We start from the raw sequence: 22,315 nt of genomic DNA on the forward strand, positions 1-22,315 counted from the left end.
TCGACGAATTCGCGAGCACTTCAGCCGGGCAGCACACCGCAAATCCCACCTCGCCGCAGAGGTGACCAGGAGAGGACGTACGCGTGACGATCGATGACACGACACCTACAGGAAACGGACGCGACTCGAAGGGTGGACGCCGTTTCGGCGTCGATGGGGGACAGTCCCGCACGACCAGCAAAGGTGCCCTCGTCGATTCGCTGAACAACGGCGTTTCCTACGCAATCGCTTTCGGTGGACAGGGCGCTCCCTGGCTCACCTCGCTCGAGGAGCTCAGCCGTGACAACGGCCTGGAGCCCGTTCTGACCGATCTGGTCAACGACGCAGCAGCACGCCTCGCGCCCGTCGCGCAGGATCTCCTCGTGGTTCGCCCGGTCGGATTCGATCCGATCGCGTGGATGCTCGAAGCCGAGATCGTCGACGAAGAAGAAGGTGAGAAGTCGGCCGGGCCTTCCGCTGCCGCGCTCACCGCAGCTCCGGTGTCACTCCCCGGCGTCTTCCTCACGCAGCTTGCGGCGTTGCGTGCACTCTCCGCTCAGGGTCTGGATGTAGCCGGTAACCCGCCGGCTGCCGTCATCGGCCACTCGCAGGGCCTTCTGGCCACGGCTGCCGTAGCCGCGCAGGGCAACGACGACGGTGAACTCCTCGCCGTCGCACAGCTCGTCGGTGCTGCTGCCAGCTTGGTCGGCCGTCGCCGCGGCGTCATCGCCGGCGCCTCCGCGAAGCCGATGGTTGCGGTCTCGGGCGTCGATCCCGAGCGTCTCGCGGCCATCGTCGCCGAGCTTGCCGAGGGTGTGGCGCCTGAGCGCGCGGCTGTCCTCGCCATCCGCAACGGCCGTCGCCGCGTCGTTCTCGCCGGGCCGCCCGCTCAGCTGGCACGCGTGCAAGAGCGTTGTGAACAGATCGAAGCCGAGGAAGCCCGCGAGCGTGAGGGTAAGAAGCGTGGCGGTTCTGTCTTCGCGCCGTCCTTCGATCCGCTCGACACCGAAATCGGCTTCCATCACCCCGCATTGACCGAGGCCGTCGAACTCGTCGGCAGCTGGGCGACCCGTTGCGGTCTCGACGCGGACCGTGCGCGTGAACTTGCACAGGGTGTCCTCGTCGATCCGGTCGACTGGGTCGAGGCTGTCGACGGCGCAATCTCCGCCGGCGCCAAGTGGATTCTCGATCTCGGACCCAGCGATCAGCTGACCCGTATGACGTCCTCTTCGCTGCGTGGACAGGGCATCGGCATCATTGCCGCAGCCACCCGCGGCGGACACCGCAATCTGCTCACCCCCGGTGCAGCACCTGAGGTCTCACGTTCGTGGTCCGAGTTCGCGCCGAAGCCCGTTGCGCTTCCCGGCGGCCGTATCGGCGTCGAGACCGCGTTCACGAAGCTGACCGGTCGTTCACCCATCCTGCTCGCAGGTATGACGCCGACGACGGTCGACGCCAAGATCGTTGCCGCGGCAGCCAATGCCGGTCACTGGGCCGAGCTTGCCGGTGGCGGGCAGGTCACCGAAGAAATCTTCGAAGACCGTGTCGCAGAGCTGAAGATGCTGCTCGAGCCGGGCCGCGCGGTCCAGTTCAACTCCCTGTTCCTCGACCCGTACCTGTGGAAGCTGCAACTCGGTGGCAAGCGCCTCGTGCAGCGTGCCCGTACCGCCGGTGCTCCCATCGACGGCGTCATCGTCACCGCCGGTATCCCGGAACTCGAAGAGGCTGTTGCTCTCATCGACGAGTTGTCCGAGATCGGCATCACCAACATTGCATTCAAGCCCGGCACCGTGGCGCAGATCCGCTCCGTGATCCGCATCGCCAACGAGGTTCCGAACTTCCCGGTCATCGTCCACATCGAAGGCGGCCGCGCCGGCGGACACCACTCGTGGGAAGACCTCGACGACCTGCTCCTCGACACGTACGCCGAGCTGCGTACACGCCCGAACCTGGTCATCTGCGTCGGTGGCGGCATCGGAACACCCGAGCGCGCAGCCGATTACCTGACCGGTCGCTGGTCTGCCGCAGCCGGTTTCCCGGCCATGCCCGTCGACGGCATCCTGGTCGGCACCGCAGCCATGGCGACTCTCGAGGCCACCACCTCTCCCGAGGTCAAGCAGCTCCTCGTCGACACACCCGGTACGCCGGACTGGGTCGGTGCAGGTACCGCTGAAGGCGGAATGGCCTCCGGCCGTAGCCAGCTCGGTGCCGACATCCACGAGATCGACAACGCGGCTTCGCGTACCGGGCGCCTCCTCGACGAGGTTGCCGGCGATTCCGAGGCAGTGGCCGAGCGCCGCGACGAGATCATCGCCGCCCTCGACGTCACCGCCAAGCCGTACTTCGGCGACGTCGAGACCATGACGTACGCACAGTGGCTGCGCCGCTACCTCGAGCTGACCGTCGGCATCGACGCGGCGAAGGAATTCGACTGCGGCGCCGATCTTCAGGACGCCATCGTCGAGGCGACGTCGAGCCCGTGGCTCGACATCACCTGGCGTGCTCGCTTCGGCGAGATGCTCCAGCGCACCGAGGCGCGTCTGCACCCGGTCGACCGCGGCCCGATCCCCACGCTGTTCGCTGACGCCGAGACCCTCGAGCGCCCCGAGGCTGCAATCTGCGCACTGCAGGCGTCGTACCCGGACTACTCGACCACCGTTCTGCATCCCGCAGACGTCTCGTTCTTCATCTCGTTGTGCAAGACGCCGGGCAAGCCGGTCAACTTCGTTCCCGTCGTCGACGGTGACGTGCGTCGTTGGTGGCGCAGCGACTCCCTGTGGCAGGCACACGACCCCCGCTACACCGCCGATCAGGTTTGCGTCATCCCCGGCACCGTTGCCGTCGCCGGCATCACCCGTGTCGACGAGCCGGTCGGTGACCTGCTCGATCGCTTCGAGAAGGCGACCTACGACGAATTGGTTGCTGCCGGAACCACTCCGGTTGCACTCGCGAGCCGTCGCCACCAGGATTCCGCACCCGGACTTCTCGACGCCGTTCTCTCGGCTCCTGACCTCCAGTGGGCCGGCCGCCTGACCCAGAACCCCGTCCGTCGTCTCGGCGACCTCGACGAGTGGAGTGCAGAGTCTGCCGACAAGGCAGTTCACGGCACCACCGGTTCCAGTCTGACCGTCGTCGATTCCTCGCACGTGCTGCTTTCGGTTCCGTTGGTGGCAGGCAAGTCGGTCGACATCACGATCACGATCCCCGAGTCCGTCGTCGACGGCGGCGCTCCGGTTGTCACCGAAGCCGATGCCGAAGGTGCGATGTCCGCGCTCCTGGCAGTTGCTGCCGGACAGGAACTTCCGACAGTCAAGAACGGCAAGGCTCGCCTCAACGTCGCGTGGGTTCCCGATCGCATCGCCGATCACGCCGGTGTCACCGGTTCGGGTCTGCCCGCCACGCTCAGTGTCAGCGGCAAGGCTGTTCCGGACGTCGTCGTCGGAGCATGCTGGCCTGCAGTGTTCGCAGTCCTCGGCGCAGCCAAGCTCGACAGTCTTTCCGTTATCGAAGGCATGCTCGACCTGGTCCACCTCGACCACACCGTCGACTTCGTCGGTGAACTTCCCTCCGAGACAAGCATTCTCGTGGTCAATGCCGAGGTCGCCTCGGTTCTCGACACCGACCTCGGTCGTGTCGTCGAGGTCAAGGTCGAGGTCGGTGCCATGCTCGGCGAGGGCCTCGACGCCCCCGCAGTCGTCACCATGACCGAGCGTTTCGCGATCCGCGGACGCACCGGTGCAGGCGAACTCGCCGACCCGGCTCGCGCCGGTGGATCGATCAGCGATGCGGCTGTCGACACCTCGCGTCGTCGTCGCCGTGACGCGAAGATCCTCGCGCCGGTCAGCATGGGCGCGTTCGCTCAGGTTTCCGGTGACCACAACCCGATTCACACCTCCGACAACGCCGCTCTGCTGGCCGGCCTCGGAACCCCGATCGTGCACGGCATGTGGCTCTCCGCCGCAGCGCAGCAGGTAGTCACCGCAGTCGACCCGGCCGAGACCCGCGTCCCGCCGCGCCGCCTGACCGCCTGGACCGCCCGCTTCCTCGGGATGGTTCGCCCCGGCGCCGAGATCGACGTCCGCGTCGACCGTGTCGGCATCGACCAGGGCGCAGAAATCGTCGAGGTCGGCTGCCGCATCGACGGCGAACTGGTCATGGTCGCCACCGGCCGCACTGCCGCACCGAAGACCGTCTACGCCTTCCCCGGCCAGGGCATTCAGCGCCCGGGCATGGGCCTCGACGCTCGCGCACGCTCCAAGGCCGCCCGCGACGTCTGGGAGCGCGCGGACAAGCACACTCGTAAGGCACTCGGATTCTCGATTCTCGCTGTCGTGCGCGACAACCCGGTGACCGTCAAGGCCCGTGGTGTGGAGCACAGGCATCCCGACGGTGTCCTGCACCTGACTCAGTTCACCCAGGTGGCCATGGCCGTTCTCGGTGTTGCCCAGGTTGCCGAGCTGCGCGAATCCGGAACCTTCATCGAGGATTCCCTTCTGGCCGGTCACTCGGTCGGTGAGTACAACGCACTCGCTGCTGTCGCCGAGGTTTTCCCGCTCGAAGCACTTCTCGAGGTCGTCTTCCAGCGTGGCTCCGCCATGCACCAGCTCGTTCCCCGTGACGAAGCCGGACGCTCCGACTACCGCATGGCTGCTATTCGCCCGTCGCAGATCGGTGTTTCCGACGACGACGTGCAGGGCTTCGTCGCCGGTGTCGCCGAGACCTCCGGTGAGTTCCTCGAAATCGTCAACCTGAACCTGCGCGGCAGCCAGTACGCCATTGCCGGTTCGGTAGCCGGTCTCGACGCACTCGAGGTCGAAATCGATCGTCGCCGAGCAGAATTCGGTGGCAAGCGGGCATACATCCAGGTTCCCGGCATCGACGTGCCGTTCCACTCCACGGTCCTTCGCGGTGGCGTGGCGGACTTCCGCGTGTGCCTGCAGGACTTGCTCCCGCACGACATCGATCCGGACATCCTGATCGGCCGCTACATCCCGAACCTGGTTCCGAAGCCGTTCTCGCTGCGTCGTGACTTCGTTCAGGAAATCGCCGACCTGGTGCCGTCCGAGCCGCTGCAGGAAGTCCTCGCAGACTTCGACAGCTACGCAACGCGCACTCACGAGTTGTCCCGCATCATCCTGATCGAGCTGCTGGCTTGGCAGTTCGCCAGCCCGGTCCGTTGGATCGAGACGCAGGACCTGCTCTTCGGTGACGAGTCCGAAGGTGGACTCGGGGTCGAACGCTTCGTCGAGATCGGTCTCGGCGCTGCCCCGACCGTTGCAAACCTCGCGTCGCAGACCCTCAAGCTGCCGGGCCGCTTCGGCTACCCGGTCGAGGTTCTCAACGTCGAGCGCGAAGCCGCGATCGTCTACGGCACCGACGTCGACCCCGCTGTCGATGACGACGACGAGATCGAAGCGCCTGCCGCGCAGGCTGCTCCGGCCGCCGCGGCCGCTGCTCCGGTTGCCGCTGCCGCGCCGGCTGCACCTTCGGGTGGACCGCGTCCGGACGACCTCACCTTCAAGGCGCCCGACGCCACGAAGGTCCTGATCAGCCTGTGGACCAAGCTCCGTCCCGATCAGGTCGGCCCCGCGGACACGATCGAGGCACTGTGCGACGGCGTTTCCTCGCGTCGCAACCAGCTTCTGGTCGACCTCGGCTCCGAGCTCTCCCTCGGTGCCATCGACGGGGCCGCAGACGCCGACATGGGCTCCCTGGGGGCAACCGTCGACAAGCTCGCCCGTACGTACAAGCCGTTCGGACCGGTGCTCTCCGATTCGATCAACGATCACCTGCGTAAGGTCTTCGGCCCCTCGGGCAAGCGTCCCGGCTACATCGCCGACCGCGTCAAGAAGGTCTGGGAGCTGGGCGACGGCTGGGCGCATCACGTCACCGCAGCAGTGGCTCTCGGTACCCGTGACGGCGCCAGCATCCGCGGCGGCGACCTCGGTGGCCTGAGCTCCGGCGCACTGGCCGACGCTGCAGCAGTGGACGCAGTCATCGACAGCGCAGTTGCCTCGGTCGGGTCTGCTCGCGGAGTCAGCGTCTCGTTGCCGGCTACCGGCGGCGGAAGCGGCGGAACCGTCGACGCAGCCGCTCTGGGTGAGTTCACCGAGAACATCACCGGTCGCGACGGCGTTCTGGCCTCGGCCGCACGCCTGGTACTCGAGCAGCTCGGACTGAACGAAGAAACGGCAGTCGGGACGGTCGAGGACACCGAACTGGTCGACCTGGTCTCGGCTGAACTCGGCTCCGACTGGCCGCGTCTGGTTGCTCCGGCATTCGACGCGCAGAAGGCCGTTCTGCTCGACGACCGCTGGGCAAGTGCGCGTGAGGATCTCGCTCGCATTTGGCTCGGTGACACCGCGTTGTCGGTCGAGAACTTCATCGGTGCCGGCTCCACCGTCGCCGCACAGGCGAAGTGGTGGGCCACCCGTGCGACCGACGAAGGCCGCACCGCACTCGCCGAGGTCTACACCCGCATCGCTGATGCGGCTGCTGCGGCAGAATCCGACGCACCCGAGTGGGCAGGCGAGGTCGCAGTAGTGACGGGCGCCAGCAAGGGCTCCATCGCGGCAGCGGTCACAGGCAAGCTCCTTGCCGGTGGCGCAACGGTATTCGTGACCACCTCGCGACTCGACGGTCAGCGTCTCGGCTTCTACCGCGACCTGTACCGCGAGAATGCTCGCGCCGGTGCCGCCCTCTGGGTGGTTCCCGCGAACATGGCGTCGTACACCGACGTCGACGCGCTGATCGACTGGATCGGCAACGAGGCCACCGAGAACGCAGGCGGCGCAAAGAAGCTCATCAAGCCGGCCATGACGCCGACGATGCTCTTCCCGTTCGCAGCTCCCCGTGTCGGCGGCGAACTCTCCGACGCCGGCGCTCGCGCCGAAATGGAAATGCGCGTGCTGCTCTGGTCGGTGGAGCGCCTCATCGGCGGTCTGTCGAAGATCGGTTACGACAGCGATGTCGACACGCACCTGCACGTGGTGCTGCCCGGTTCGCCGAACCGCGGAACGTTCGGCGGCGACGGTGCATACGGTGAGGCCAAGGCTTCGCTGATCGCAGTGGTCAACCGCTGGAAGGCCGAGCGCAACTGGGCCGAGCGGGTCACGTTGGCACACGCCGTCATCGGTTGGGTTCGCGGAACCGGACTCATGGGTCACAACGATCCGATCGTCGACGCGGTCGAAGCAGCGGGCGTCCGCACCTGGTCCACCCAGGAGATGGCGACCCAGCTACTGAAGACGGCAACCCGCGAGTCGCGGCGCGCTGCTGCCGAGGCCCCGCTCGAGGTCGACCTGACCGGTGGGCTCGCCGAGGCGAACCTCGACCTCGCCGCACTGGCCAAGGAAGCTGCCGAGGTGGCCGAGATCGCCGAAGCTGTCGACGAGGCAGTCGACGAGTCCAGCATCCTGGCACTGCCCGCGCCGGCTCGCATCGACGACTCGGTCAAGGCTCCGAGTTGGCCCGAACTGGACGTCACCCCCGCGGACCTCGTGGTCATCGTGGGTGCCGGAGAGCTCGGACCCTACGGTTCCTCGCGTACCCGCTTCGAGATGGAGGTCGACGAGCAGCTGTCTGCCGCAGGCGTTCTCGAATTGGCGTGGAACACCGGACTCATCCTCTGGGAGAACGACCCCAAGCCGGGCTGGTACGACGTCGAATCCGGTGACCTGGTACCCGAGGCGGAAATCGCCGACAAGTACCACGACGCAGTCGTCGAGCGTTGCGGCATCCGTCGCTACGTCGACGAGGGCGCGATGATCGACAACACCGCTCCGCTGCTCACCTCCGTGTTCCTGGACAAGGATCTGAGCTTCGTGGTCGGCAGTGAGGCAGAGGCTCAGGCCTTCGTCGAATCCGATCCGGAGAACACGACGGCGACGGTTTCCGCCGAGTCCGGCGACTGGACGGTCACCCGCCGCGCAGGCACCGAGATCCGCGTCCCGCGCAAGATGAAGCTGACTCGTAGTGTGGGCGGTCAGATTCCGACCAACTTCGACGTCACCAAGTGGGGCATCCCCGCCGACATGGCAGATTCGGTCGACCGCGTCGGACTCTGGAACATCGTCGCAACGGTGGACGCCTTCCTGACGGGCGGCTTCACTCCGAGCGAACTGCTCCGCTGGGTACACCCGAGCCTGGTCGCCAACACGCAGGGCACCGGCATGGGCGGCATGACCTCCATGAGGAGCTTGTACATCGACACGCTGCTCGGCGAGAACCGTCCGAACGACATCCTGCAGGAAGCGCTGCCGAACGTCATTGCAGCGCACGTCGTTCAGTCGTACGTCGGCGGTTACGGCGCGATGGTTCACCCCGTCGCCGCCTGCGCCACGGCAGCGGTATCCGTCGAAGAAGGCGTCGACAAGATCCGACTCGGCAAGGCGCAGTTGGTTGTTGCCGGCGGGTTCGACGATCTGAGCACGGAAGGCATCATCGGCTTCGGCGACATGTCGGCCACTGCCAAGACCGAGGACATGCATGCCAAGGGCATCGAGGATCGCCGCTTCTCGCGGGCCAACGATCGTCGCCGCGGCGGATTCGTCGAGTCGGCCGGCGGCGGAACGATTCTCCTCGCTCGCGGTGACCTGGCACTCGAGATGGGTCTTCCCGTCCTCGGTGTGGTCGCCTGGGCCGGATCGTTCGCCGACGGTGTCCACACCTCGATCCCGGCACCGGGACTCGGAGCACTGGGCGCCGGACGTGGGGGAGCGGATTCACAGCTTGCACTCTCGCTCAACGCTCTCGGCGTGAGCGCCGACGACATCGCCGTGATCTCCAAGCACGACACCTCCACTGCCGCCAACGATCCCAACGAGGCAGAGCTGCACGAGCGCCTCGCCGGGGCATTGGGACGCAGTGAAGGCGCGCCGATGTTCGTGGTCTCGCAGAAGAGCCTGACCGGTCACGCCAAGGGTGGTGCCGCAGCCTTCCAGCTGATCGGGCTCTGCCAGGTACTGAGCCAGGGCATCGTCCCGCCGAACCGCAGCCTCGACTGCGTCGACGACAAGATGGCCGAATTCGAGCACCTCGTGTGGGCACGTCAGCCGCTCAAGTTCGGTGAGCATCTTCCGCTGCGCGCGGGCCTGCTGACCAGCCTCGGCTTCGGTCACGTCTCCGGACTGATCGCAGTCGTGCACCCGCAGGCATTCGTCGAGTCGGTTCCGGCCGACAAGCGTGACGCCTATGTTGCTGCGGCCCAGCAGCGGACGATCGACGGTCAGCGTCGCCTCGCGAAGGCGATGTGCGGTGGCGACAGCCTCTACGAGCGCCCGGCGGATCGTCGCCTCGGTGCCGACGGAACGCCGGCCAAGGCGTCGCGTCAGCTCGAAGCGGACATGCTGCTGAGCGAGGACGCACGACTCGGCGCAGACCAGGTGTACCGCTCGAATCTGCCCGGCTGCAAGTAGTAGTCACGGTATGGGAGTTCTGGGTATCGGTTTCGACCTCGTGACGGTGTCGGAGTTCGCCGAGCAATTGAACAGGCCGGGAACGGCAATGCTCGACAACTTCACACCGGGCGAGCGTCGAGACGCCGCTACCCGGAGCTCCGAACCGGCACGACATTTCGCCGCCCGGTGGGCTGCGAAGGAAGCAGTGATCAAGGCATGGTCCACTGCTCTCTTCGCCGGCCCACCGGTGCTGGGGGAAATGATCCACAATCAGATCGAGGTCGTCTCGGACGCCTGGGGGCGCCCCGGCATCCGGCTTCGCGGTGACGTGGCCAAACACCTGACCGGAGTGAAGATTCATATTTCGCTCACGCACGACGGGGACATGGCGGGCGCTTTCGCGGTCATCGAATCCGACCCGGAGTAGCACTGCCGGACACGAAAGAGCCGGTCTCCCAAGGGGAGACCGGCTCTTTGTCGTTCGACTAGTCCTTCGTGCGGGATTCCTTCTCGGCGACGAGGAGATACGCGATCATCAACCTTTTCAGTTCGGCGACGGCGTCGGCATGCGACTGACCGTCCTGAACCGAGAAATTGAGCATCGAATACACCACGTGGACAAGAACTTCCGCCATCATCAGGCGACGATCTCGCCGCGTACGAGGCGTCAACGGGCCGAGCATTTTCGCTACGGTCTCGGCGAACTGCTTTTCGTGAATGACTCCGGTTGCCCGCGTGGACGGCGTCGACTGCATCGCCAGCCAGACCTCGCGGCGCGACGGATCTGACGTCCACAGCCCGGCCATGTGATCGACGAAACTGTTCAGGAACCGCAACCAGTCGAGCGAGGGTACTTCGCCGCCGAACTGAGCAAGCTCGTGCTGGACCCCGACGAGGTCCTGGCGGTTCAATTCGCACACGATGACGTACTTGTTCGCGAAGAACTGGTAAAGCGTCCCAATCGGGACGTCAGCACGTGCCGCGACTTCTTCACAGGTGAACGATTCGAAACCGACATCGGTGAGGAGTTCCCGTGACGCAGCCAGGAGTGCGTCGAATTTACGCTGGCTGCGCTCTTGCGTCGGACGCTTGCGCGGCAGCAGTTCCTGCGGTTCTTCGAGGCTCTGGGGATTCTCCAGTGCTGGGTCGACTCGTCGCCGCGCGCGGTGACGAGTCGTGGGCTGCACGTCTTCCAGGCTATCGGTGTTTTCTGTCGAATTTGGGACTTGTGCATTATCCGGTGTCATCGGCCACCTACTTCGGCGGTCGTGATCGGTCGAAACGCACCGCGCAGGTGCGCGCACACGAGTCCCGATGCTGTTGCCACACCTCGATACTAGGTGACCAACTGTCCAGTAGCCGAAGAGGTTGCTGCGCGGTGTGGCGCAACGGCGATCCTGGCGCCTGCCTACGTCCGATTCGGGCAGACTGAGATTCTTCGGGCACACCGAGATTCGATGCCGAGGAGAGGGAGACGATGACGGAAGAACTGCGAACCGCGGTAGGTGAACTCATGCCGCGTGCCCGTGAGGATCTGAGTGCACTTGTGGCGATGAAGTCCGTTGCCGATGCACGGCAGTACCCGCCGGAAGAATGCGCGGCCGCTGCGCATTGGGTCCTGGAGGCATTCCGGGCTCAGGGTTTCGCCGATATCGAGGCGATCGAGACCTCCGACGGTTCGGCCGCGGTTGTCGGGCGTCGACCAGGCCCGGGCGGTGCTCCGACCGTTCTGCTGTACTGCCACTACGACGTTCAGCCGCCCGGAAACGAAGAGCTCTGGGGCTCCCCGCCTTTCACGCTCACCGAGCGCGACGGACGGTGGTACGGACGGGGCGCTTCCGACTGCAAGGGCAACGTCGTCATGCATCTGACAGCTCTGCGAGCGCTCGCCGCAGCCGGTGTGGACCCGAGCGTCCACCTGACGCTCGTCGCCGAAGGATCCGAGGAGATGGGCACTGGCGGTCTCGAGGATCTGGTGCGAGAGCGGCCCGAACTTTTTGCAGCTGACATGATCCTGATCGCCGATACCGGCAACACCGAAGTCGGGGAGCCGACGATCACGACGTCATTGCGCGGGATCGCGAATGTTGTGGTCCACGTGTCGACGCTCGAGGGTGAGATTCACTCCGGTGTCTTCGGTGGACCGGCGCCCGATGCGATCACCGCGCTGGTGCACATACTCTCGACGCTGCACGACAGCGCCGGAAACACCACTGTCGAAGGCTTGACCAACGACCAGGAATGGGCGGGTGTCAGTTATGACGGCGATCAGTTCCGCTCCGACGCCGGGGTGCTCGAAGGGGTGCAGCTGACTGGTTCCGGTTCGGTCGCCGAGCAGGTGTGGGCTCGTCCGGCGCTGACCATCCTGGGTATCGACTGCCCGCCGGTCGTGGGTTCGGCGGCGGCGATCACGCCCCGCGCGTCGGCGCGCCTGAATCTTCGTGTCCCGCCTGGCACGGATCCGGCGCAGGCACAGAAGTTGTTGACGGACCACCTCCGCGCGGCGGCGCCGTGGGGCGTCCACATCGAGGTCGTTCCGGAATCGACGGGATCGCCGTTCTCGTCCTCGACGGAGGGTGCAGGTTTCGCGCAGCTGAAGTCCGCGCTCACCGATGCCTACGGCCGCGAAGTCGGATTTGCCGGCCAAGGGGGATCGATACCGCTGTGCAGTGCACTGGCCGAGCAGTTCCCCGACGCGGAGATCGCGTTGATCGGCGTCGAGGAACCGCAATGCCGCATTCATGCGCCCGACGAAAGCGTCGACCCGTCGGAGATCGAGAATCTCGCTTTCGCGGAGGCTCTGTTCTTGAGCCGGTACGGGAGTTAGACCGACAGATCGCGTCGTAGCTTGGCGACGTGGCCGGTGGCCCGGACGTTGTACTGGGCCACCTCGATCTTGCCTTCCTCGTCGACGAGGAACGTCGAGCGGATGACGCCCTGGACGGTCTTGCCGTACATCTTCTTCTCACCGAACGCGCCCCAGGCTTCGAGCGTCGCCTTCTCGGGATCGGAGAGCAGCGGGAAGGTCAACTCTTCGGTATCGCGGAACTTCGCGAGTTTTGCGGGCTTGTCCGGCGAGATTCCGATGACTTCGAGGCCGGCGCCGTTCAGCTCGGCGAGGCTGTCACGGAAGTCGCAGGCCTGCTTGGTGCACCCCGGGGTGCTGGCCGCCGGGTAGAAGTACACGATGACCTTGCGGCCGCGGTAATCGTGAAGGGAAACCTCGTTGCCATCGGCGTCTGGGAGCGTGAAATCCGGCGCGACGTCGCCGGCGGACAATCTACTGTTCTCGGTCACGGGAATCGAGGTTAGTCGAGAAATTGCGCGGCAGGTGGGCGCGAGGGCATTCTGCTCCTCTACGGTAGAGCGAAGTGTCGGCGCGCTGCGTCCGCACAGCAGACCCGCACACAGAGCAGCAGAACACAGACAAGTTGGAGGACACGTGCCCAGGGACACCGAGAGCATCGAACGCGAGATCGAGAAGGCGCGTAACCAGCTCGCGAGCACACTCGACGAACTGACGGTCCGCACCAACCCGAAGCGGCTGGTCGAGAACACCAAGAAGACGGTGCTCGCCAAGCTCAACGAGCCGGCAGTGAAGTACGCGCTGATCGCAGTCGGTTCAGTGGTGGGAATACTCGTGGTCCGGAAGATCATTCGCTGACCCGAGTTGTCGAAGACAGAACATGAAGAAGGCCCCCACCTGGTGAGGTGGGGGCCTTCTTGCAAGTGCGCCCACAGGGACTCGAACCCCGGACCCAGTGATTAAGAGTCACTTGCTCTACCAACTGAGCTATAGGCGCTCGCTCTTGCGAGACAGAACATTAGCCGACAGGCTCAGGAGTTTGCAAAACGCGTGTTCATCGTGGTGACGATGGTTACATCGCTTCCGGAATTCACGAGTGTGGAGGGTGCGAATCCGGCCAGCGGACGGTGCTTTCCAACTGCTGTGCGACGGCGAGAATGGTCGGTTCACCACCGCTGCGCCCGACCAGTTGGACGCTCAGGGGGAGTCCGCGTTCGGAGAACCCGGCGGGCACAGCGGCCGCCGGGTTGCCGCAGACATTCCAGATCGAACAGTAGGCGGCGATCGGCAACGCCTTGCGGACTGCTGACAGAAGGCCGGTTCCTTCGAGTTGTCCGATCGGGCGTGGCAGCGCGGGCGTGGTCGGCATCAGGACCAGGTCGAAGGTGTCGAAGACCTGGTTGACCGTCGCTGCGATTCGCTCACCTTTGCGGTAAGCGAATTTCCCGACGCGCGCGGGAGCGGCTATCCGGCCGATGGACGCGAGTGCGCGCGTGCGCTTTTCGAGGAGCGCCGGATGATCGACGCGCAGTGCTTCGTCGCGGACGCCGCCGAGTACCTGCGGGAGAAATGCTGCAGTTGCGTCCGGGTACTCGGGGTCGTGTTCTTCGACGTGATGTCCCAACGCGCTCAACATCTCTGCGATCGAATGCACCGCGGCAACGACCTCCGGGGACGGGCGGACGCCCCGGACCGGACTCCGGGTGGACACTGCAATGCGAAGCGGCCCGGGCGCCGACGCGGCTGACTCGGCAAAGCTGGTGCGGAGCGTTTCGGCTGTGTAGTCGTCGGTCCCGGTGGTACCGGTGATCACGTCGTACACGAGCGCGCTGTCCTCGACGGAACGAGTGAGAGGCCCTAGTGTGCCGAGTCCGCGCCAGAGGTTTCGGTTCGGCGCGGTGCTCACCCGACCGCGCTGCGGTTTGAGTCCGAACAACCCGCAGAACGCCGAAGGCAGTCGGATGGAACCGCCGCCGTCGCCGCCGATTGCCGCTGCGACCATGCCCGACGCGACGGCCGACGCAGATCCTCCGCTCGATCCGCCGGTGGATATGCCGGTGTCCCAAGGGTTTCTCGTGTATCCGTTTGCGGCAGTCTCCGTGAAGGGCCAGATGCCGAACTCGGGCATCGTCGTCTTGCCGACGATCACCGCGCCGGCCTCGCGCAACCGCCGGACGACCTCTGAATCGGCCGATACGATGCGAGTTGCTGCCGCACCGCCGTACGTCGTCGGCGTTCCGGCGACGTCGTTCTCGTCTTTGATCGCGATCGGGACTCCGTGCAGTGGGCCCAGGCTGTGGCCGTCGGCCTGGCGCTGATCGAGACGTGTCGCTTCGTCGAGCGCTTCGTCTGCGAGAACCCGCACAAAAGCATTGAGCGTCGAATCGAGGCGTTCGATACGGCGAAGTGTGTTCTCGGTGAGCTCGCGGGCCGATAATTCTCCGGACCGGATCAGAGCGGCCTGACCCGCAACCCCGGCAAATGCCAGCTCGCTGCCCGGTGTGGTTTCGCGCTCGGTCATCAATCCTCCAGGCCGTGGTTCCGATAACTGTGAAGTCTATTCACCACAACCTGTCCACCACGACACAAAGAAAAATCCCCACCTTCCGAAGAAGGTGGGGACCTTTGCAAGTGCGCCCACAGGGACTCGAACCCCGGACCCAGTGATTAAGAGTCACTTGCTCTACCAACTGAGCTATAGGCGCTCGCTCTTGCGAGACAGAACATTAGCCGAATCGCCGGTTCGGGAGCAAATCGCCAGGTGGAGGCGTCACCGCTGTAGTCCGATCGGAGGAAATCCGCTGAAAGCGGTAACAAAACGGACGGTTCGGAGCGATTGATACTTGAACGTTACTGACGGCGTGGCCTTTCATGACCGTTGGTAACGAGCGCGCCTGGCATCATTGGTGCAGCGCAGTCATACCGCAAGTCCCACTTGCCTTCCGGTAAGTGGGATTCGCATGTGACGCGGAAGTTAGTCGGAGAAATTGTGAAGCGGAGTCGAACGATGAGTCGTCAAAGGTGGGGTCTGTCCGTGCGCGGGGGGAACGGTCGAGCGTCGAAGGGCGCGGCGATGATCGCGGCGTCTCTCGGTGCTCTCGTTCTGATGACCGCGTGCACGTCGGGCGGCAAGGACGTCAGTACCGAAGGGTCGGCGCCGATCGATTCCAATCCGCTCACCGAACTCATCAAGCCGAAGCTCACCTCGACCGCTGCCGACGGCGCTGTCGGCTTCTCGCCGGGCGACCCGGTCAAGATCAACGTCGCTGACGGCGCTCTGTCCGACGTGACGATGGTCAATCAGGACGGCAAGGCAGTTGCCGGCGCGATTGCTGCCGACGGTGCGTCGTGGACCACCACCGAGCCACTCGGCTACAACCGCAAGTACAAAATCGAGGCCCGCGCATTCGGATTGGGTGGCGCCAGTACGACGGTCACGTCCTTCACCACCAGCGCGCCCGGCAACGTCACCAAGCCGTACGTCTTGCCCAACGAGGGTGACGTGGTCGGCATCGGTCAGCCCATCGCGGTGCAGTTCGACGAGAACATCCCCGATCGCAAGGCTGCCGAAGCCGCGATCACCGTCACCACGACTCCGGCCGTCGAAGGTGCGTTCTACTGGGTCAACAATCGTGAGGTCCGTTGGCGTCCGGAGAACTACTGGGCACCGGGCACCAAGGTCGACGTGAGCGTCAACGTGTACGGGCGCAATCTCGGCAAGGGAGTCTTCGGGCAGGAAGACGCGAAGAGTTCCTTCACCATCGGTGATGCCGTCATCGCCACGGCGGACGACAACACCAAGCAGGTCACTTTCCAGGTCAACGGTGAGACCGTCATGACCATGCCCACCTCCATGGGCAAGGACAGCACTCCTACCGACAACGGCGTCTACATCATCGGTGACCGCTTCGCGAACATGATCATGGACTCGTCCACGTACGGCGTCCCGGTCACCTCGGCGCAGGGTTACAAGACCCCCGTCGACTGGGCGACCCGAATGTCCTACAGCGGCATCTTCTTCCACTCGGCGCCGTGGTCGGTCGGGCAGCAGGGCTACTCCAACACCAGTCACGGCTGCCTCAACCTGAGCCCGTCCAACGCCAAGTGGGTCTACGACAACACCAAGCGTGGGGACATCGTCGTCGTCAAGAACACCGTCGGCGGCACTCTCTCCGGCACCGACGGCCTCGGTGACTGGAACATTCCCTGGAGCGTCTGGAAGACCGGCAACGCGGACGTCTGAGTGCGTCCCTGAAGCCTTGAACGGCAGAATGCCCCCGACCGTCCGGTTGGGGGCATTCTGCATCTGTACACCTTTTGTGAGCGAAAGTGCCTCTCGGTCTATCTGAGGCGACGGGAGGTACGTTCGCTCGGTGTCAGCGTCGACCGAACGCGTCCACTCCGGTCATCTCAGCGGACAGTGCCCACAATCTGCGTGCGTCGGCGGGATCGGTAGCCCAAGGTTTCACTCCGCCGACGCTCATGTCATCGGTCTGCGCGACGTCCGCGATGTTGCAGTCCTGGAGATACGCGCCGGAGTGATCGGCGAGTATCGGTGCCGTCGCTGCCCACACCGTTGTAGCGGCGCCCTGGGAGGGAGTCTTGAACCCCGGCACGGCGTCGCCATTCGACGTCGTCCATCCGAGATCGTGTTTCTCCAATGTGGAGAAGTGACGTTGAAGCGGAGTGAGGATGCTCCCGGGATGGACGGAGAACGCACTGATACCGCGTGAAGCACCGGAGCTCGCCAGCTGTACAGCGAATAGAGCATTTGCAGTCTTGGCTTGACCGTACGCAAGCCAGCGGTCGTAACCGTTGCGGAAATGTATGTCATTCCAACGCACTCCCGACAGAAAATGTCCCGCCGACGAGACAGCGACTACGCGAGAACCGTTTGCGGGCATGGCTGGCACAAGCAGGTTCACCAGTACAAAGTGCCCGAGGTGATTGATCGCGAATTGTGATTCCCATCCGGAGCCGACACGGAGTTCCGGGCAGGCCATGACCCCCGCATTGCAGATGATGATGTCTGGAGTGATCCGGGATTCGAGAATTTCTCGCGCACACGATCTGACACTGCTCGGGTCCGACAGGTCGCACGCTCGCACTTCGATACCCGGAAGGTCGGCCACCGCCCTCCGTGCCTGTTCTGGTCGGCGGGCAAGAACTACAACTCGCGCGCCGACCGAAGAAAGTGACTGCGAAACCTCATATCCCAGTCCGGAGTACCCGCCGGTGACCAAAACCGTAGTGCCTGTTAAATCTTGTCCGGCAAGTACGTCGTCGGCAGTGGAGACTCGGGAGTATCCGGTGTTGATTTTGCGCTGGATGGAATTCATGGCTGCGACCGTAAAATCTGGAGTGCACTCCAGGTCAAGGAAAGGTCGCCAGGCAATGCGCGAACTGTCAATCGGTGACGTCGCTGTCCAGACCGGAATCAGTATCGATTCCCTTCGATACTTCGAACGTGAGGAATTGCTCGTTCACGAGGTGGCGCGCTCGGCAGGTGGGCGTCGGGTCTACTCCGAAAGCGATGTCTCTTGGTTGAAGCTGTGCAATCGCTTCCGAGACTCGGGTATGCCGATCGCCACGATCCGCGAATTCGCCGCTCTCGTCAGGTCAGGGCCGGGAAACGAGAAGGAGCGGCTTTCACTTTTACAGTCGCATGAGGAGTTGATTCGATCCAGGATCGCTGCGATGCAGGAAAACCTGAACGTCATCCACGACAAGGTTTCGGCGTACGAGCGACATGTTCGCGAGGGGACCGTCGTAGGTGTCTGGGAGCCGGAACCGTCGCCCGAGTGATCGACGGCTGGGCCATTTGCGGCGAATTCCAGCTACCCCGATGCGAGCGAAAGTGGCTTTCGGTCTATCTGAGGCGACGAGAGGTACGTTCGCTCAGCTCGGGCACGGGTTGCTCGGGAGCGCGCGATTTGTCGCGGTCGCCACCCCACCCACTTCGGGTGAACGTATCGCTGCCCCTGCCAGAGAAGGGGAGCGATACGTTCACCCGGCTGTGGAAGGGGAGATTGGGGCTGGCGCACAAACCAAAAGAACCCCCGAAAATGTCTTTCGACATCTTCGGGGGTTCCGCTTGGGTGAGCGACGGGACTCGAACCCGCGACAGCCAGGATCACAACCTGGTGCTCTACCAACTGAACTACGCCCACCATTGCCTCGGCCACCGGTTTGACCCGGCTGCTTTGACGAAAGAGATACTAGCGCGAAAGTCGGTCAGGAAGCCAATCGGCAGGTCAGGCGGGACCCAAGCCCTCTACGACGGCTGCAATCTCCGCGCTCGACGGTCCGGGCGCCGCGACGAATGCAGTGCCGCGGTAGTACTTGAGTTCGCGGATGGATTCCTTGATGTCGGCGAGTGCCCGGTGGGCGAGACCTTTTTCGGGCTGGCCGAAGTAGATTCGCGGGTACCAGCGGCGGGAGAGTTCTTTGATGGAGCTGACGTCGATCATCCGGTAGTGCAGGTATGTGTCCAGCGCCGTCATGTCCCGCGAGATGAATCCGCGGTCGGTGGCGATTGAATTACCCGCCAAGGGAGCCGTACCGGCGACGGGAACGTGCTTGCGGATGTACGCGAGCACCTCTTTCTCCGCCTCGGCGAGGGTGACCGTCGACTTACGAACCTCTTCGGTCAGTCCCGACTTCGCGTGCATCTTCTTCACGACGTCGGGCATTGCAGCCAACGCGTCGTCGTCGGCGTGGATGACGATGTCCACACCTTCGCCCAAGATGTTCAAGTCGCTGTCGGTCACCAGAGCCGCAATCTCGATGAGTTTGTCCGACTCGAGTCGCAGCCCGGTCATTTCACAATCGATCCATACCAATTTGTCCTGCACCAGGAACACAGTAGTGCGCGCGGGAGCGGGATAAGGTCTGCGGTGGAAACTCGACGTGTGTAAGACGGCGTTCGGGTGATGACAAGAACTTCGCCGCATTGCAACGAGGAGGGCTTTTCGATGACCGTGGATCCGAAGGACGGAGCCGCGCCGCCGACGCCGGCGGAGAAGGCGAAAGCTGCCAAGGCTGCCGCTGCCGAAGCCGCTCGGATTGCAGCTGAAGCCGCTGCAGCAGCTGAGGAAGCAGAGAAGGAAGCGGCTGCCGCCGAGGCCGAAGCATCGGCCGGAGCCACCCCCGCTGCTCAAGTGCCCTCGGGTGCTGCCGCTGAAATCGCGGCGGGCTATTCATCCGAGGGGCGGGCACTCGAGCTCGGCTCGGTGGTGATCGACGGGGTGGCAGATCCCACCGCACGGGTGCGGATTCCGTTGGCGACGATCAACCGTCACGGTCTGATCGCCGGTGCGACGGGTACCGGCAAGACCAAGACGTTGCAGGGCATCGCCGAGCAGCTGTCCGCCGCGGGTGTGCCGGTTGTGATGGCCGACGTCAAGGGCGATCTCTCGGGTCTGTCGAAGGCGGGGGATCCGAGCGAGAAGATGAAGTCTCGCGCAGTCGAGACGGGCGACGATTCGTGGACTCCCGCTGGGATGCCGGTCGAGTTCTTGTCGTTGGGTACCGACGGAATCGGTATCCCGGTGCGCGCGACGATCACCAGTTTCGGACCGATCCTGCTCAGTAAAGTGTTGGGCCTCAACGAGACCCAGGAGTCGACTCTAGGGCTGATCTTCCACTGGGCCGACACTCAGGGCCTCGCCCTGCTGGACCTCAAGGATCTGCGTTCGGTCATCGCGCACCTGACGAGCGCTGAGGGCAAAGCGGATCTGAAGGGTATCGGCGGAGTTTCCTCCGCGACGGCGGGAGTGATTCTGCGCGCGTTGGTCAACCTCGAAGCAGATGGTGGTGACACCTTCTTCGGTGAACCGGAACTCGAAACCGAGGATCTGCTGCGTGTCGTCGGCGGTGCCGGTGTGATCACGCTGTTCGAACTCGGTGCCCAGGCGGCGCGCCCGGCAATGTTCTCCACCTTCCTGATGTGGGTGCTCGCGGACCTGTTCCAGACGCTGCCCGAAGAGGGAGATCTGGACAAGCCGAAGCTCGTGTTCATCTTCGACGAGGCGCACCTTCTGTTCGCGGACGCGTCGAAGGCCTTCCTGCAGCAGGTGGAACAGACGGTCAAGCTCATTCGTTCCAAGGGCGTCGGCGTGTTCTTCTGCACGCAACTTCCGACCGACATTCCGAATTCGGTGCTGTCACAGTTGGGTGCGCGGGTTCAGCACGCCCTGCGTGCCTTCACGCCCGACGATCAGAAAGCCCTCAACAAGACCGTCCGCACGTACCCGAAAACCGAGCACTACGACCTGGAAAAGGCACTGACTTCACTCGGCATCGGTGAAGCCATCGTGACCGTACTCTCGGAAAAGGGTGCGCCGACGCCGGTGGCCTGGACCAAGATTCGTCCTCCGAGGTCGCTGATGGACACCATCGGCAACGACGCGATCAAGGCGGGAGCGTCGTCGAGTCCCCTGAATCAGAAGTACGGCCAGACCATCGACCGCGAGTCGGCGTACGAGAAGCTGACGGCCAAGGTGGCCGGAGCTCCGACAGCGGATCAGTCCCTGGATCTTCCGTCGCTGCCCGATCTGCCGCCACCGCCGCCGGCCGAACCGGAGGGCCCCAACATCGCCGAGCAGATCTTGGGCAACTCGGCTGTCAAGAGTTTCCTGCGCTCGGCGGCTTCGGCTGCGGGACGCGAGATTTCGCGAAACATCTTCGGCACCGGTAGTCGCCGCAGGCGCTGAGGCTCAGGCGCCCGCGAGGTCAGATGCCGACCTCGCGGGCCAGCAGGTCGTTGATCGATTCGCGCCTGATCAACGGCCGCGCAATCCCTCCCAGCACGGCGACGACCGGCGGCCGGCCGACGCTGTTGTAGGTGGAGGCCATGCTGTGGTGGTATGCGCCCGTACACGGCACTGCCAACAGGTCACCTTCATGTAGGTCGGCGGGAAGCCTTGCTCCGACGGCGATTTCGTCGCCCGATTCGCAGTGCCGCCCGGCGACGGTGACTTCCTGGAGCGGTGCGCGCGAATGTCGGTTCACCAGTTCGACGTCGTAGTGGCTGTCGTACAACGACACACGAGGGTTGTCGCTCATCCCACCGTCGACGGAAACGAAGGTTCGTCCCCCGCTGATCGACTTGATGTTCTGTACGCGATAGAGCGTGACTCCGGCCCGCGCAGCGATCGCTCGGCCAGGCTCGAGCACGATTTCGGGGCGAGGGAAGCGGTTTCGGGTGCACGCGTCGTCGAGAGTTTCGTCGATGACGTGAGCGAGGCGGGTCAGATCCAATTGGGCATCTCCCGGCACGTAGGCGATCCCATGGCCACCGCCGAGATCGAGTTCGGTGAGGATGATTCGATGCGTGCGTCGTATGTCGTCCATCTGTGCGATCATCGTCTCGATCGCGGGGCGGAAGAGTTCGGGATCGGTGATCTGGGAGCCGAGATGGCAATGCAGGCCGATGAGCTGCAGGTGCGTCGCGTTGGCGACGACGGATACCGTACGTTCCAGTTCTTCGGAAAACGCTGGTAGGCCGAACTTTTGGTCCACGATGCCCGTGGACACTGCCTTGTGTCCGTGTATGTCGATGCCGGGTGTGACTCTGACCAACACCTTCTGTCGGTGGGTGCACACCGACGCGAGCCGTACCGCTTCGCTGGGGGAGTCGAGGACGATCCGGCCGACACCCGCGTTGACCGCCGCCCTCAGTTCGGAAACCGATTTGGCATTGCCGTGCAGGATGATTCGATGGGGGTCCACGCCCGCGGCAAGCGCGACGGCGAGTTCACCGGCGGAACAGACATCCACCCCGAGTCCCTCGTCGGAGACCCAGGTAGCCATCGCTCGAATCATCAGTGCCTTGCCGGCGTACACGATCTCCGAGTCGGGGAAGATCTCTCGATACGTGCGGCAGCGGTGCCGCACGTCCGCCTCGTCGACGACGTACGTCGGTGTGCCGTACTGGTCCGCGATCTCTTCGAGGGAGACGTCGCCGATGCAGACACGCCCGCTGTGGTCGTGGCGAGTACTGATGGGCCACAACGCAGGATCCATACGCGGTGTCATTGCGCCGCGTAGGGAGGGGAAGATTTCGAGTAGCGTCACGTCGATCTCCTGAAGGTGACCCGCCGTGTTGCGGGCTACTTTCAGATCTACTCCC

Annotated in this window: 13 protein-coding genes and 3 tRNA genes; 7 read left to right on the forward strand and 9 right to left on the reverse strand. The window is 64.4% G+C overall.

The genetic code is table 11. The features are described 5' to 3' along the window. Positions 1–83 precede the first annotated feature (83 nt). Together P3G66_RS29420 and P3G66_RS29425 are read left to right on the forward strand one after the other, a co-directional pair. Positions 84–9,395, forward strand: coding sequence for a type I polyketide synthase (locus P3G66_RS29420; RefSeq protein WP_276117536.1), 9,312 nt, complete (start codon positions 84–86; stop codon positions 9,393–9,395). 10 nt (positions 9,396–9,405) lie between these two features. Continuing rightward, the gene (locus tag P3G66_RS29425; protein ID WP_003945362.1) at positions 9,406–9,804 is read left to right on the forward strand and encodes a holo-ACP synthase; all 399 of its coding nucleotides are present in this window, start codon (positions 9,406–9,408) and stop codon (positions 9,802–9,804) included. Positions 9,805–9,862: 58 nt separating this feature from the next. Here the strand turns inward: P3G66_RS29425 and P3G66_RS29430 are convergent, their stop codons facing one another. Beyond that, positions 9,863–10,564 (reverse strand): TetR family transcriptional regulator, encoded by a 702-nt coding sequence (locus P3G66_RS29430; protein ID WP_003945379.1) that lies wholly within the window; start codon positions 10,562–10,564, stop codon positions 9,863–9,865. Positions 10,565–10,854: 290 nt separating this feature from the next. On the opposite strand from P3G66_RS29430, the gene P3G66_RS29435 reads away from it, so the two are divergent. Then, positions 10,855–12,204 (forward strand): dipeptidase, encoded by a 1,350-nt coding sequence (locus P3G66_RS29435; RefSeq protein ID WP_007733289.1) that lies wholly within the window; start codon positions 10,855–10,857, stop codon positions 12,202–12,204. On the opposite strand, the gene bcp is transcribed toward P3G66_RS29435, so the two are convergent. Further along, complete coding sequence (bcp, locus tag P3G66_RS29440) at positions 12,201–12,674, reverse strand: thioredoxin-dependent thiol peroxidase (RefSeq protein WP_007733290.1); 474 nt, start codon at positions 12,672–12,674, stop codon at positions 12,201–12,203. The two genes, P3G66_RS29435 and bcp, sit on opposite strands and share 4 nt — an antisense overlap. Before the next feature lie 145 nt (positions 12,675–12,819). Here bcp and P3G66_RS29445 point away from each other — a divergent pair, with 145 nt between their 5' ends. Further along, entirely contained in the window at positions 12,820–13,041 is a 222-nt protein-coding gene (locus P3G66_RS29445; protein ID WP_007733292.1) for a DUF3618 domain-containing protein, read from the forward strand. A gap of 66 nt (positions 13,042–13,107) precedes the next feature. Here P3G66_RS29445 and P3G66_RS29450 read toward each other — a convergent pair. From P3G66_RS29450 to P3G66_RS29460, 3 genes are all read right to left on the reverse strand, one after another. Then, positions 13,108–13,180, reverse strand: a tRNA-Lys gene (locus tag P3G66_RS29450). Positions 13,181–13,273: 93 nt separating this feature from the next. Then, positions 13,274–14,704 carry an amidase gene (locus tag P3G66_RS29455; protein WP_276117537.1) on the reverse strand — a complete coding sequence of 477 codons (1,431 nt, stop codon included), beginning with the start codon at positions 14,702–14,704 and terminating at the stop codon, positions 13,274–13,276. Positions 14,705–14,815: 111 nt separating this feature from the next. Then, a tRNA-Lys gene (locus tag P3G66_RS29460) sits at positions 14,816–14,888 on the reverse strand. A gap of 302 nt (positions 14,889–15,190) precedes the next feature. Here P3G66_RS29460 and P3G66_RS29465 point away from each other — a divergent pair. Then, complete coding sequence (locus tag P3G66_RS29465; RefSeq protein WP_050656803.1) at positions 15,191–16,426, forward strand: Ig-like domain-containing protein; 1,236 nt, start codon at positions 15,191–15,193, stop codon at positions 16,424–16,426. Positions 16,427–16,559: 133 nt separating this feature from the next. Here P3G66_RS29465 and P3G66_RS29470 read toward each other — a convergent pair whose 3' ends face one another. Further along, a complete protein-coding gene (locus tag P3G66_RS29470) occupies positions 16,560–17,522 on the reverse strand; it encodes an oxidoreductase (protein WP_039973324.1) in 963 nt (320 codons plus the stop codon). Between the two features lie 55 nt (positions 17,523–17,577). Here P3G66_RS29470 and P3G66_RS29475 point away from each other — a divergent pair, with 55 nt between their 5' ends. Further along, on the forward strand, positions 17,578–17,988 hold the full coding sequence (locus tag P3G66_RS29475) for a MerR family transcriptional regulator (RefSeq protein WP_042923889.1): 411 nt from the start codon (positions 17,578–17,580) through the stop codon (positions 17,986–17,988). 292 nt (positions 17,989–18,280) lie between these two features. Here the strand turns inward: P3G66_RS29475 and P3G66_RS29480 are convergent. Together P3G66_RS29480 and orn are read right to left on the reverse strand one after the other, a co-directional pair. Next, positions 18,281–18,353 (reverse strand) — tRNA-His (locus tag P3G66_RS29480). A gap of 84 nt (positions 18,354–18,437) precedes the next feature. Continuing rightward, positions 18,438–19,037: an oligoribonuclease gene (orn, locus tag P3G66_RS29485; RefSeq protein WP_024487359.1), complete on the reverse strand. Its 600-nt coding sequence runs from the start codon at positions 19,035–19,037 to the stop codon at positions 18,438–18,440. A gap of 120 nt (positions 19,038–19,157) precedes the next feature. Here orn and P3G66_RS29490 point away from each other — a divergent pair, with 120 nt between their 5' ends. Next, positions 19,158–20,897, forward strand: a complete 1,740-nt coding sequence (locus P3G66_RS29490) for a helicase HerA-like domain-containing protein (RefSeq protein WP_210377402.1) — start codon at positions 19,158–19,160, stop codon at positions 20,895–20,897. Between the two features lie 19 nt (positions 20,898–20,916). On the opposite strand, the gene lysA is transcribed toward P3G66_RS29490, so the two are convergent. Beyond that, positions 20,917–22,260 (reverse strand): diaminopimelate decarboxylase, encoded by a 1,344-nt coding sequence (gene lysA / locus P3G66_RS29495; protein WP_058038878.1) that lies wholly within the window; start codon positions 22,258–22,260, stop codon positions 20,917–20,919. Between the last annotated feature and the right edge of the window lie 55 nt (positions 22,261–22,315).

Source organism: Rhodococcus sp. C3V, from assembly GCF_029269915.1.
GTDB lineage: Bacteria > Actinomycetota > Actinomycetes > Mycobacteriales > Mycobacteriaceae > Rhodococcus_F > Rhodococcus_F qingshengii.